The 11,994-nt window shown below is 68.1% G+C and carries 12 protein-coding genes and 1 riboswitch; of the genes, 3 read left to right on the top strand and 9 right to left on the bottom strand.

The window, feature by feature from the left end:
- Positions 1–774 precede the first annotated feature (774 nt).
- The 6 genes from ACIQ7D_RS28520 to ACIQ7D_RS28495 all read right to left on the bottom strand — a co-directional run bounded on the left by ACIQ7D_RS28520 (position 775) and on the right by ACIQ7D_RS28495 (position 5,833).
- Positions 775–1,605, bottom strand: a complete 831-nt coding sequence (locus ACIQ7D_RS28520; protein WP_403942243.1) for a helix-turn-helix domain-containing protein — start codon at positions 1,603–1,605, stop codon at positions 775–777.
- Between the two features lie 3 nt (positions 1,606–1,608).
- Positions 1,609–2,130, bottom strand: a complete 522-nt coding sequence (locus tag ACIQ7D_RS28515) for a DUF6879 family protein (protein ID WP_403942241.1) — start codon at positions 2,128–2,130, stop codon at positions 1,609–1,611.
- Positions 2,114–2,323: a hypothetical protein gene (locus tag ACIQ7D_RS28510; protein ID WP_403942240.1), complete on the bottom strand. Its 210-nt coding sequence runs from the start codon at positions 2,321–2,323 to the stop codon at positions 2,114–2,116. The genes ACIQ7D_RS28515 and ACIQ7D_RS28510 overlap by 17 nt, the downstream gene beginning before the upstream one ends.
- A 298-nt stretch (positions 2,324–2,621) precedes the next feature.
- Positions 2,622–4,169: a recombinase family protein gene (locus tag ACIQ7D_RS28505; protein ID WP_403942237.1), complete on the bottom strand. Its 1,548-nt coding sequence runs from the start codon at positions 4,167–4,169 to the stop codon at positions 2,622–2,624.
- Between the two features lie 40 nt (positions 4,170–4,209).
- Positions 4,210–4,473: a hypothetical protein gene (locus ACIQ7D_RS28500; protein WP_403942234.1), complete on the bottom strand. Its 264-nt coding sequence runs from the start codon at positions 4,471–4,473 to the stop codon at positions 4,210–4,212.
- Positions 4,460–5,833 (bottom strand): PspC domain-containing protein, encoded by a 1,374-nt coding sequence (locus ACIQ7D_RS28495; RefSeq protein ID WP_403942232.1) that lies wholly within the window; start codon positions 5,831–5,833, stop codon positions 4,460–4,462. Before ACIQ7D_RS28495 ends, ACIQ7D_RS28500 begins: the two co-directional genes overlap by 14 nt.
- A gap of 155 nt (positions 5,834–5,988) precedes the next feature.
- Between ACIQ7D_RS28495 and ACIQ7D_RS28490 the strand changes: the two genes are divergently transcribed.
- Positions 5,989–7,287, top strand: a complete 1,299-nt coding sequence (locus ACIQ7D_RS28490; RefSeq protein ID WP_403942229.1) for a PspC domain-containing protein — start codon at positions 5,989–5,991, stop codon at positions 7,285–7,287.
- Positions 7,288–7,399: 112 nt separating this feature from the next.
- Positions 7,400–8,122 carry a LuxR C-terminal-related transcriptional regulator gene (locus tag ACIQ7D_RS28485; RefSeq protein ID WP_403942226.1) on the top strand — a complete coding sequence of 241 codons (723 nt, stop codon included), beginning with the start codon at positions 7,400–7,402 and terminating at the stop codon, positions 8,120–8,122.
- Between the two features lie 39 nt (positions 8,123–8,161).
- On the opposite strand, the gene ACIQ7D_RS28480 is transcribed toward ACIQ7D_RS28485, so the two are convergent.
- Complete coding sequence (locus ACIQ7D_RS28480; RefSeq protein WP_403942222.1) at positions 8,162–8,539, bottom strand: hypothetical protein; 378 nt, start codon at positions 8,537–8,539, stop codon at positions 8,162–8,164.
- Positions 8,540–8,722: 183 nt separating this feature from the next.
- Entirely contained in the window at positions 8,723–9,772 is a 1,050-nt protein-coding gene (locus ACIQ7D_RS28475; RefSeq protein ID WP_403942220.1) for an NlpC/P60 family protein, read from the bottom strand.
- Positions 9,773–10,062: 290 nt separating this feature from the next.
- On the opposite strand from ACIQ7D_RS28475, the gene ACIQ7D_RS28470 reads away from it, so the two are divergent.
- On the top strand, positions 10,063–10,416 hold the full coding sequence (locus ACIQ7D_RS28470) for a hypothetical protein (protein ID WP_403942219.1): 354 nt from the start codon (positions 10,063–10,065) through the stop codon (positions 10,414–10,416).
- Between the two features lie 114 nt (positions 10,417–10,530).
- On the opposite strand, the gene ACIQ7D_RS28465 is transcribed toward ACIQ7D_RS28470, so the two are convergent.
- Positions 10,531–11,769 (bottom strand): NlpC/P60 family protein, encoded by a 1,239-nt coding sequence (locus ACIQ7D_RS28465; protein WP_403942217.1) that lies wholly within the window; start codon positions 11,767–11,769, stop codon positions 10,531–10,533.
- Positions 11,768–11,942: riboswitch (cyclic di-AMP (ydaO/yuaA leader) on the bottom strand. (Overlaps the previous gene by 2 nt.)
- Between the last annotated feature and the right edge of the window lie 52 nt (positions 11,943–11,994).

Below are 11,994 nucleotides of genomic sequence, written 5' to 3'. Positions count from 1 at the left end.
ATGATCATGCGAAGGCCGTCCGCCTGCCCGGCAAATCCCCTGACGAGTGAGCACGTACGACGCGACGTTCGAGGTCAGAGGTTAAACGTCAAGCTCATAACTCGTCTCAAAACATCAAGGGTTCGGCAACGGTTCTGAGACGAGTTTTGAACGTCTCTGGCGGGTCCCGTGGCTCCCGTTGTCCGTCGTCTCGTAAACCAAGGTTTCTGAGACGCTCCCCAGTGCGCCTTGGGACGGACACCGGGGGTAATGAAGGGCGGGGGTTCGCCGCAGGGACCGCAGGGGCAGGTTCCTTCGGCGCTGTACGGGTTTCAGGGCTTGCCGCGCTTCGCGCACCTCGCACACTGGCAGGGAGGCCAGGCGAGCGTGACGAGGGGCTGAAGGTCGTCTGTCGTGGATACGACTTGCTCCGGCTCCCAGGTCTTCCCCGAGTCACGAGAGACGCGCAGGGTCATCAAAGGGCGGTCGCAGAAGAGTCCGACTGTCCTGCCGGCGCTCATGAGCTGTGCGCCTCGGTGTGGTGCTGGCGCAGCGCGACGTTCGCATCGGAGGCGGCGCTGTAGTCGCCTCTCGACCGGGAATTCCTCCGTCGTACGCAGATGCCGAGACAGGTGCTGCATCCTGATACCGCTCTTGGTTCTGGCGGCAGTTCGGTGAGCCCGTAGCCCTGAGGTTGCTGTGCACTCGCCATCAGTCCTCCCCGGTTTCGTGACCCATTCATGGTCCACCGGTTGGCGAGCGGCGCCGATCATTATTCCTGTTCCTGACTAAAGATCATCGGTAGCCTTCTGTGTACTGTTCAAGCAACTCTCTTGCTTCACCTCCGAATAGAGCATGACGCTCAAACGAGGTGAAGACGGAGATGTGCTCAGAGACGTCACGGGGATCACGAAAGACCATGCGGCCGGTGAAGTTCTCGACCGTGGCCAATCGGTCGTCGTAGACCGTGAAGGTGTTCATCGGTCCTCGTGGTATCACCGTCCCCAATGGGATGATTCCCATGCGGATATTGGGAAGGTGGGAGATCGACACGAGGCGGCCAATCTGAACGGCCAGGGCGGGGTGTGGGACGATTGCCCACCTGACTGCCTGTTCCGTGAGGAGAAACGTGAACGTCTTGGCCGTGTCGTAGAGGATGGCCTGACGTTCAAGCTTCTTGGCGACGGTCTTGGAAGGGTCACCCGGTGTGTGGCTCAGGCTGGCACGAATGTATTCCGGCGTCGCCAACAACCCTGTGATCATGGCTGGCAGGAAGTACCGCAGCTCCGTCGCTTCAGACTCCAGTGAGGCCAACTCCGCCTGACGCTTCTCCATTCCCCTGCGCCAGGAAGAGCGCTTGTCCTGCCACTCGGTGTTGGCTATGCGAGCAAGGGCGGTGATTTCCGTGACCAGCTCAGCGGGGGCATCCAGGGCTCGAAGGATGCGTTCGACGTCGACCAGCTTCGGCGTCTTCTTGCCGGTCTCAAACTTGCTGATCTGGCTCTGAGACATGTTGCAGCGCCTTGCGAGCCGATCACCTGTGAGACCGGCCCGCTTGCGCAACTCGCGGAGCTTTTCTGCCAGATCAGTCCTCGACTGCCCCAGCTGCTCAGGCTCGAACGTCACTCTTCACTCGGCTTCTTTCACGTACTCGCAGAATGGTACGGAGTAGGCCAAGGCTATGCGCTTCCATTCCAGATATGGCGCGATGTCTCCCGTAAACAGCTCACGGTTGATCTGTGTCCCGTCCGGACGGAAGTTCAGGTGTACCACTTGGGTCTCGTCGAACATCCACCAGTCGGTTCCCGAGAACTGAAGACCGTAGTCGTCGTCCGTAACATCCAGGATGCGGATGTCCTCTCCGGCCTGGATGTTTCCAGGGATTCCCCAAGCGAATTGGTATCGCTGATATTCCGTCAACGGCTGTCGTACGATCCGCACCCGGCCGATGCTCCGACCTGATGCCACGTAGTCGTGTACGCGCTCATGCCACTGTGAGTTGTGGTCGGCGGGCTTGGGTTCTCCTCGAAGGAACCGGGTGACGTTCTCGGTCTCCTTGGGCATGGTGTACGTGGGCTGAGCCTCGAACCGCCATGCGTCACGTTCATAGGCGTCGAACGTCCTGCGCCACCCATCACCATCCAAGAGCACGTACGGCCTCCCTGAGCACCGCTTCGGGGATCTCCACCAGGGCTTCGCCCTCCGGCGTCTGGAAGGCCGTGGAGACGTCTCCCTGGACCACGATGGAGCCGCTTGCCGTGCGGTAGACGTTCGGGCAGTCGTCGTCATCGCAGTTGGGTCCGTCGAGCTTGCCAGTGAGACGGGTCAGTTCCTCACGCGCCATGGTGCCCCCTTGTCTGTGGCCCCTGTTGGGGCTCTTGGCGATCGACGCTACGTAGGCCGTTGCCCCACGTCCATGCCGACTCCGGACTATTCCGGTTGAGGAATAAAGGATCTTGGGAGTCTTTCAGGCCCTTGCCGGTTGCCATGTGATCCCGCTCTCACCTTTGAGAGCTCCGTCCCGGACTTCAGTAAAGGACACGTACATATTTAATGTGGGGGGTTGGGTATACCCCCCACAGAATGAGTCCTTAGAACCACTAGTACTAGAGGGTGCCCCCCTCAAGAGGGGCGCCTCTGGGTCAGTGGATAGTGAAGGGTTCACTCCTGTTTCCTAGGTCCACCTCACCACCGAAGTCGATGGTGTTGGAGACTCCCTTAGTGAGGGGATTCAGTCGGATGGTGATTCCTGCCTTCAGTAGGTGACGCGTCCTCTCGGCTTCATTGTCTTTGTTTCTCTCCCACATTTGGCGGAAGGTCTCCCCGGTCTCCCGGTACTCGTACCTATCTGGCTTGTCACCTTCGGCTGCCAGGGAATCGTGTTCCTCGTAGAGAGCCGCAATCTCATCCTCTGTCGCTTTCTTTGCGAATCCTGATGAGTTCCTCCCGCCAGGGCGGATGGACCTCTGGAGTTCCGCTACATAGGCTTCGATCTCCCGGAGCCTCTCGGAGTTGTTGGAGCCCTTGATGTAGTGGCGCTCATGCATGGGGAAGCCTCCGATGGTTCCGAGGATCATCGTCTCGACGAGTTCCTCTACCTTCTCGGCCCGGAACGCGTACCCCTTGCCGCAGGACTCCCGATTCGCTGCCTTATTGCACCGGTACACCGGCTTTCCCTGTTGTCTCTCCGGGTTGAAGAGGTACAAGTTCTTGCCGCATCCGCCGCAGAGGACGACTCCACGGTAGGCAGTCGTGTTCTTTGTGGAGCGACGAACGGCGGCAGGGCGCCCGTTCATCTCTTGCTGGAGCTTCTCCCATTCAACGTCCGTGAGAATAGGGTCTGCCATCCTGATTTTCCCCTCGGCGGTGAGGATGGCTTGCGATATCCCGTACTTCTTTCCAGGAACCTTCACCTCTTCGCACTTCCAACCGAGGAGGGTTTCTGACCTCAGAATGTTGGTGACGGTGCGGCTTCGCCATACGGGCATCGATGTACCGTTCTTCTTTCGGCGATCCGACATCCTCTCGCTCCCAGGGGAGGGAATCTCCCGGGCGTTGAAGTCGTCACAGATGGCCGAGTAGGGCTCGCCGTCCTCGACTACTCGCTTGTACATTTCCCGGATGACTTGCCTTTGGTTCTCCCGGATTCGAAGCCGCATTGCATTGTCGGTGTCACGGAAGGAATCGTAGCCATAGGGCGGATTCCCCTTCGCCCAGACGTTCTTGGGCTTGGCGTAGCTTTGGAAGGATCTGACCCGCATCGAGATGTTCTGTGCTTCGGTCTCGGCAATTGCCGCGAACAGGTCGATGATGACGTGCCGAAAGGGGCCGACCATATCGAGCACAGGTTCCTTGACGGAGACCAAGGCTTTGCCGCCGTGTTCGGTTGCCCACTTGATCATGTCCTGCATGTCGACGACTTTGCGTACGAACCTGTCCATCTTCCAGAACAGCAGCAGATCGAACTCAGGCGCCCGGTTGTTCAGCCACTCCCCGAGTGCCGGTCTCTCGAAGGGGTGTGACTTGGTGGCGGAGATGTGAGCGTCTCTGGCAACTCCCACCACCTGCCAACCGAGGTGCTGTCTCTCGTTCACGTAGGCCGTGCAGTCCTGGAGCTGCCGCTCCAACGACGTAGATGCATCGGTCTCGTTGCTGATCCTGAGGGCGATCAGTACACGCACAGGCTTCATGGATCATGACCCTATAACAGTAGTAGGCGAGTGACCTCCCCTATCTCATGGCCTGGCTGCCGCTCGTGCTCGCCGGAGCGCCCTCGTTCTCCCTGGACGCCGTCCTCGCCGACCGCCGCCGCCGTATCCGGTAGTGGCACCAGGTCACCACGGCCGCCAGGAACAACCCCCAGAACATCATCGGGAACGCCACGAACCACGGCGTCGGCCCGGCGTCCGCCGCGTCGCCCACATACGCGGCGGACACCGCCAGCGCCGTCAGCCCCACGATCAGCCGGCCCGGCCGGAACTCATGAAGCAGCACGGGTCACCTCCACCTGTCCGAGCCCGACTTCGAGATTCAACCGCAGCGTCCCCGCCGGGGCGCTGCCCGCGGCCGGAGCCAGGGTGAGCCCCCGCGACTGGCTCGGCGAGATGTCCACATCGTTCGGCGGCTCACCCGGAAGCCTGATGTCCCCGAGAGCGGCCTTCGCCGTTATCCTCACCGTCACTCCCTTCGGTACGACGACCTTGAGCTGCCCCGCGCCCACCTCGGCCGACGAACTGACCGTCCGCCCCTCGGGAACGGACACCCCGCTCAGATCGAGCAGACCGGTGCCCGACCCCAGCTCGTAGTGCGGCTCCACGGCCGACACCGACACCGGTATCCACTCCTTGCGCGCGAACTCCGTCGTGATGTTCTTCGGCAGGGCGGCGCTCCCGGCGAGCAGCCCGGCCGTGACCACCGTCAGAAAGATCGTGCCCACCCCCGTACGGCCCAGGAAGCTGCTGACCGCGATCCCCAGACCGAACACCGCGAGCGCGGCCGTCAGCCCGATCTCCAGGCTCGTGCCCAGCGGTCGGCTCTCCCAGGACAGCCCCGTACCGAGCCCGCCCGCCAGCAGTGCCAGCAGGAAGACGACCCCGGCGATCCCGCGCGGGCCCCGCGGACGGGGCTCCCGTATGCGTGACGCCGCGCCGTCCCCGCGGCCCGCTCTGTCCTTCCCGCCCTTGTGCCAGCCCCAGGGCCGCGCCTCCACCTGCTCGCCCGCCGGGCCCCACAGATAGTCCGTGCCCACCGGGCCCGTGGTGCCGTCTTTCACGATCGGGTCCCGCCACCACGACGGGGCCCCGGGCGCCGGCGGCGCCTTCGTCTCCGGAGGCGCGTCCGCCACCACATGCGCCGTCGCCGGATCGAGCGGCCCGCCGTCCGGCAGGGTGCCCCGCCGACGCTGCGACCAGACCGCCGCCCCCGCCACCGTGATCGACAGGATCCCGGCGAAGCTCAGCGTCCCCCCGTTGTCCAGCATCGACAGAAACAGGCCGCATCCCGCCAGAGCGAGCAGCACGGCGATCAGCGACGCGCCGTCCACCCGCCCCGACAGCAGCCTGCGCGCCTCGTTCTCCTCCTCACCCTCCAGCGGAATCAGCAGCCAGGCGAATCCGTAGAAGATCAGCCCGAGCCCGCCGGTGGCCGCGAGCACACCGAGCACGATCCGGAAGATGACAGGGTCGACGTCGCAGTACCGGCCGAGCCCCCCGCACACCCCCGCGAACACCTTCTGCCGGGGGCTGCGGTGCAGATGCGCGGGGGCGTCCGCGACCGCGGTGGCGCCCGAGGGCGGAGGCGGCGCGGCGGACGGCGCGGTCGGTGAGGACGGCGGCTGAGTCGGCGGCTGGGTCATACGACCATGGTGACGGGGCGCGGGCCCGGTCTCCACCGGCGACGACCCCGGTCTGACCCTGATATTGGCCCCCGGAGCCCCCGGGCCCGGATCAGGGTCACGTCAGGGGTACGACCCTGATGCCCCGCCACGCCCCGCCGTGTGACCATCGGTGCATGCCAGCCGCCCCGCCTCGCACCGCCGCGTCGCCGCACTCCCGCGCCCCCGGGCCCGAGGAGCAGCCGCCGCGCAAGCTGTACCGCAGCGCGGACGGCCGCATGCTCGGCGGTGTCGCGCGCGGACTCGCCGGCCACCTCGGACTGCCGGTGGCCTGGGTCCGGCTCGTCTTCCTCATCTTCTTCTTCTCGCAGGGCTTGGGCGCCCTGCTCTACGCCGTGTTCTGGATCGTCGTCCCGCTCGGCGTCGGCGGCCGGGCCGTCGCGTCGCGCCCGCTCTTCGAGACCAGCCCGGACGGCGGGCGCCGGCTGCGCAAGCCCGACAAGGGACAGCTCTTCGCCCTGCTCGCCCTGGTCGTCAGCGCGGCCGCCTTCATGGGCAACGTCAGCCTGGGCCGCAGCCACGCCGACCGCTACATCTGGCCGATGCTGCTGATCGGCGTCGGCGTCGTCCTCGTCTGGCGCCAGGCGGACAACGCGCGGCGCGCCCGCTGGACCGAGATCGGCCGCCGCCGCCGGATACTCCAGCTCGCCCGCGGCCTCTCCGGCGTCGCCCTGGTCGGCCTCGGCCTCGCGGTCTTCATGGTGGTCCGCGGCGCGGCGGCGCAGTTCGGCAATGTGCTGACGGGCGCGATCGCCGTCGTCGCCGGGGTCGCGCTGCTCGCCGGGCCCTGGCTCGTCCGGATGACCCAGGACCTCTCCGAGGAGCGCCTGATGCGGATCCGCGCACAGGAGCGCGCCGAGGTCGCCGCGCACGTCCACGACTCCGTGCTGCACACCCTGACGCTCATCCAGCGCAACGCGGACGACGGGGGCGAGGTCCGCCGGCTCGCCCGCGCCCAGGAGCGTGAGCTGCGCGCCTGGCTCTACAAACCGGAAGGCACGGGCAAGGACGAGGAGGACGAGCCCACGACTCTCGCCGACGCGGTGAAGCGGACGGCGGCCGAGGTGGAGGACTACCACGGCGTGCCCATCGAGGTCGTGGTCGTCGGCGACTGCCCGCTCGACGAGAAGCTGGCCGCACAGATGCAGGCCGCGCGCGAGGCGATGGTCAACGCCGCCAAGTACGGTGGCGAGGGCGGCGCCGTGCAAGTGTTCGCGGAGGTCGAGGGGCGTACGGTCTTCCTCTCCGTACGCGACCGCGGCCCCGGGTTCGACCTGGACGCAGTCCCGGACGACCGGATGGGCGTCCGGGAGTCGATCATCGGCCGTATGCAGCGCAACGGAGGCACGGCCCGACTGCGCGCGGTGCCCGACGGCGGCACGGAGGTCGAGTTGGAGATGGAGCGCGCCGACTGAGGGCCGGAGCGCGCCGACCGGCGCTGGATGGACCGGTCGCCGGGAGGGGACCGTACGGTACGAGAGCCGCGCGCAGACGGCGGCGGAGCGACAAGGGCGAGGGGCACACACCATGAGCGAGGGCGTACACGCCGAATCGACTCCCGCGGCGAGCGGGGACCCGGCGGGGGACGGCCGCCGCGTCCGCGTCGTGCTCGTCGACGACCATCGGATGTTCCGTACGGGCGTCCAGGCCGAGATCGGCCGTACGGAGGAGACGGGCGTCGAGGTCGTCGGCGAGGCGGCCGACGTCGACCAGGCGGTCACCGTGATCACCGCGACTCGCCCCGAGGTCGTCCTGCTCGACGTCCATCTGCCGGGCGGCGGCGGGGTCGAGGTGCTGCGCCGCTGCGCGCCGATGATGGGGGCGGCCGAGGATCCGGTGCGTTTCCTGGCGCTCTCGGTCTCGGACGCGGCCGAGGATGTCATCGGCGTGATCCGGGGCGGCGCCCGCGGCTATGTCACCAAGACGATCACCGGCAGGGACCTGGTCAATTCGATCTTCCGGGTCCAGGAGGGCGACGCGGTCTTCTCCCCCCGGCTGGCCGGTTTCGTCCTGGACGCCTTCGCGTCGACGGACGCGCCGCCGGTGGACGAGGACCTGGACCGGCTCACCCAGCGCGAGCGCGAGGTGCTGCGGCTCATCGCGCGGGGATACGCCTACAAAGAGATCGCCAAGCAGCTCTTCATCTCGGTGAAGACCGTGGAATCCCATGTCTCCGCGGTCCTGCGCAAGCTTCAGCTCTCCAACCGGCACGAACTGACCCGCTGGGCGACGGCCCGCCGACTGGTCTGACGGCCGGCCCGTCGCCCGGCCCGCCGGGCCGCGCGCGGCTCACGAGCAGTGCCAGCCGGTGACGTACAGCCGCCCCTGATGGTCCAGCACGCCGCGGATGCACTCGCCGGGCCGGGTGTCGATGACGCCGGTCAGCTCGGCGCGGCCGTGCCGGGTGCGCAGCGTGCCGAACCAGCCGGGGAAGGCCGTGATCCGGGCGTCCTTGCGCTGGTACCCGAGGCGGACAGGGATCTCAGGGCCGACCCCGGTCCGTACGTATCGCGTGGTGAAGGAGCCCGTGCCGCCGATCGGGCCCTCGACACAGAGCCGGCCGCCGGAGAGATCCCCGCAGCCCCTCGGGGTCACGCCCACGGGCGCCAGGACGAACAGCGCGCCGACGACGAGGACCGTCGTACTGACAGCGGTGGCTCGGCTCACGACCGCCCCTTTCCTGCCCCCTCACCGGCCCGATGGCCTTCTGATGCTCATCGTGAACCGGAGAAGGGGACGCGGCACCCCGGCATGGGCCGTAGGAGACGGCCCATGCCGGGCCCGCGACGGCGCAGGACCGGCGCGGGCCGCCAAGGCGACCAGGGGCACCCGAGGTGCACCCGAGGGGCGTCAGACGGGCCGCGCGGCGCCCGCGAACGGCATCTCGTCGACCGGCGCGAGCCGGACCGCCGTGCCCGGCCGTGGCGCGTGGATCATCTGCCCGCCGCCCACATAGATCCCGACATGGCTGATGCCGGAGTAGAAGAACACCAGGTCACCGGGGGTCAGCTCAGAGCGCGTGACGCGTCGGCCCGCGTTGATCTGCGTGTAGGTGGTACGGGAGAGGGCAACCCCCGCGGCGCGCCAGGCGGCCTGGGTCAGCCCCGAGCAGTCGAAGGACCCCGGGCCGGTCGCGCCCCAGACGTACGGCTTGCCGATCGCCCCGTACGCGAAGGCCACGGCGGCCTCGGCCCGCGCGTTCGGCGCCCTTACCGCACCGCGCGGCGTCCCCCGGTCCGCGCGGGCCGCGTACCCGCCGTCCTGGGCGTCGTAGCGGCCGCGCTGCTCGGCGCTGAGCCTGTCCAGGAGCCGCTGGGCGGAGGCGATCTTCCTTTGGATGGTCGACTTGTGCCGGGCCAGCTCGGCGCGGCTGGCCGTGAGATCCGTGAGCTGGGTGTCCGCCCGGGAACGCAGCCCGGCGACGACCGACAGCTCCCTGCGGATCCCGGCGACAGCGGCGGCCTGCCGGCTGCCCGCCCGCTCGGCGAGACCGGCCCGCTCCAGATACTCCTCGGGCCGGGAGCTGAGGGCGAGCTGGACGGCCGGGTCGAGTCCGCCGCTGCGGTACTGGGCGGTGGCGATCGAGCCGAGTTCGTCACGCGAGGCGTTGAGCCGGTCCGTCCTGCGGATGGCCTCGTCGCGCAGCACGGTGAGTGAGGCGCGGGCCTCGTCGGCCTTCACCTTCGTGCCGTTGTACTGCTCGGTGGCGGCCTCGGCCTGTGTGTACAACGCGTCGACCTTGGCCTTGATCTGCGCGGGGGTGAGCCGGGGCTCGGTGTGCGCTGGTCCCGCCGCCGTGACGGTCGCGGCGCCGGCGAGCGCGAGCGTCGCGGCGGTGCGGCCGGCCTGGCCGGTGAACGGGCGCTGTCTGGGTTTTCGGTGGTTCCGGTGCGCTGCCACGGGGGCGGGGTCCGTTTCCTTCGTCTCCGTCGATTCCGTGCGGTACGGCCGCGCGGTACGGCCCGGGGAGGGGGCCGTACGCAGGACGTTAAGGCGCGGGATCACGACTCGGCCTCGGCATGGCAGGTATTGGCGGGAGGTGAAGGTTCCGGAGCGTTTCGTGATCGCGATCGTCCGTGCGGAGTGCGCCCTTGTGTCTATGTGTCCTTGTGTCCTTCCGGACGGACCCGGTCGAACTCTGAGCCACACCTCACCGAAGAGGCTGATACGGCCCCGGCTACGCTCCTGGCATGGACGTACTCATCAATGTCTTCGTCGCCCTGCACATCATCGGCATAGCCTCGCTGCTCGGCGGATTCCTGACGCAGACGAAGGCGATGAGCGCCGGCACGGCGCGTTTCACCCCGCCCATGCTGCACGGCGCGCTGACGATGCTGGTCACGGGGATGGTGCTGGTGGGCCTCAACCAGGCCGACGACCAGGCGCTCAACAACATCAAGATCGGCGTCAAGATGGCCGTCCTGGTCGTGATCCTGGGCATCGTCTACGTGAAGCGGGACGACGAGGCCGCCGCGAAGCCGCTGTTCGGCGCGGTGGGCGGGCTGACGGTGGCGAACATCCTCATCGCCACGCTCTGGGCCTGACCCCGGCTCTCCGTAGCCGGAGGCCGGGGACGGGCCACTCACGGCCAGCCAGACGCCGGGCAGGCACCGGGCCGACCTGGCACCGGGCCGGCCCGGCGCCCGCCCGGACAGGAATCAGGCCGGGCGGACGCTGCCGTAGATCGGCATGTAGTAGATCGATTCCTCACGTACGTTCGCGCCCGGCTTGGGCGCGTGGATCATCATGCCGTCGCCGATGTAGATACCGGCGTGGCTGAGGTCGTCGTAGAAGAAGACCAGGTCGCCGGGGAGCAGGTCGTCGGTGGCGACGCGCATGCCCGTGTGCACCTGGGCGGCGATGGTCCGCGGCAACTCGACGCCGGCCGCCTTCCACGCCGCCTGGGTCAGCCCCGAGCAGTCGTACGAACTCGGCCCCGAGGCGCCCCAGACATACGGCTTGCCGATCTGGGCGCCCGCGAAGGCGAGCACCTTGGCCGCCTTGGCCGCGTACGTGGCGGCGGGGTCGCCGCCGGTTCCGGCCTCGATGCCGGTGCCACCGACCGCGACCGGGACCGTACCGCCGACCGTGCTCGCGTTCGCGATCGCACCCGCGTCGGTGACCGGGGGCTGTCCCGCCTCGCGCCGGCGCTCCGCCTCCGCTTCGGCCTCCGCCTTGTCGCGGGCCTCCGCCTTGGCCTGTGCCTCCGCCGCGCGCCGGGCCTCTTCTTCCCTCTTGCGTTCCAGCGCGGCCAGCCGCGCCTGCTCCTCCGCGGTGAGCCGCGCCAGCAGCGCGCGGGCCTCGGCGAGCTTCTTCTGGATGCTCTCCTTGCTGTTCCGCAGGGAGGCGGGCGACTCGTCCGGGTCCAGGACCGTGGCCGCCGGGTCCCGCTCCTGCGCCGTCTCCGCGCGGCGCGCCGGGGGCTGCGCGACGGCGTTCTGCTGACGGTCGGTCAGCCTCTCGGTCGCCCCCGCCCCTCTCCGCTCGGTGTACGGCTGCGGGCCGTCCGCGAATGACAGGCCGGCCGCCGGGGTGCCCGTGCCTTCCCTGGGCTGTGGTGCCGGGGAGGAACCGAGCGTACGGCGGGCCTCGTTCAGTTTGTCCGCGCTCTTGGCGACACCCTCGATGACCCGGTCGACCGTGCGCTTCTGCCTGGCCGTCGTCTCCTTCGCCTTGCTGTAGGTCTGCGACTCTCCACCGGCCTGCCGGTACAGGGCGTCGACCTTCTTCTGCACCTCTTCGACCGACGGTTTGGAATCCGCGGGCGCGGCGTCCGCGCTGTGCGTCGTCAGCAGCGTGACCGAGGCGATGGCGGCCGTCGTCACTCCGACCGCGGGGGAGCTGGGGCCTACTCCGCTACGGCTGCGCGACTTGCGATGCGACGCCAAGTTCGGCATCTCCTTCCGTGGACCGCCTACCGGGTTAGCTGTCGGGTTCGGGCGGAACGGAAGGCTGCCCTACGGGCCTTGCGCGTACGGCGAACGTACGGCCCGATTCACCCCGGTCGTGCAGAGTGGGTCCCCGGTTCCGAACTTCCTTGCGGAAAGCCCGGATTCGGCGTGGGCCGCCCGCTCGGCGCGGATCGCCGTCAGAGGTACGGGCTGCCTGATCGAGCACGCTAG

The organism is Streptomyces sp. NPDC096310 (assembly GCF_044763125.1).
Taxonomy (GTDB): Bacteria; Actinomycetota; Actinomycetes; order Streptomycetales; family Streptomycetaceae; genus Streptomyces.
The sequence above is the reverse complement of the archived record's forward strand: the minus strand, read 5'-3'. Positions and strand labels throughout refer to the sequence as shown.

What these genes read in the sequence shown, in the direction of transcription:
- ACIQ7D_RS28510 (WP_403942240.1), bottom strand. Translation starts at nt 2,323, where the DNA reads ATGGCGCGTGAGGAACTGACCCGTCTCACTGGCAAGCTCGACGGACCC.
- ACIQ7D_RS28505 (WP_403942237.1), bottom strand. Translation starts at nt 4,169, where the DNA reads ATGAAGCCTGTGCGTGTACTGATCGCCCTCAGGATCAGCAACGAGACC.
- ACIQ7D_RS28495 (WP_403942232.1), bottom strand. Translation starts at nt 5,833, where the DNA reads ATGACCCAGCCGCCGACTCAGCCGCCGTCCTCACCGACCGCGCCGTCC.
- ACIQ7D_RS28490 (WP_403942229.1), top strand. Translation starts at nt 5,989, where the DNA reads ATGCCAGCCGCCCCGCCTCGCACCGCCGCGTCGCCGCACTCCCGCGCC.
- ACIQ7D_RS28485 (WP_403942226.1), top strand. Translation starts at nt 7,400, where the DNA reads ATGAGCGAGGGCGTACACGCCGAATCGACTCCCGCGGCGAGCGGGGAC.
- ACIQ7D_RS28470 (WP_403942219.1), top strand. Translation starts at nt 10,063, where the DNA reads ATGGACGTACTCATCAATGTCTTCGTCGCCCTGCACATCATCGGCATA.
- ACIQ7D_RS28465 (WP_403942217.1), bottom strand. Translation starts at nt 11,769, where the DNA reads ATGCCGAACTTGGCGTCGCATCGCAAGTCGCGCAGCCGTAGCGGAGTA.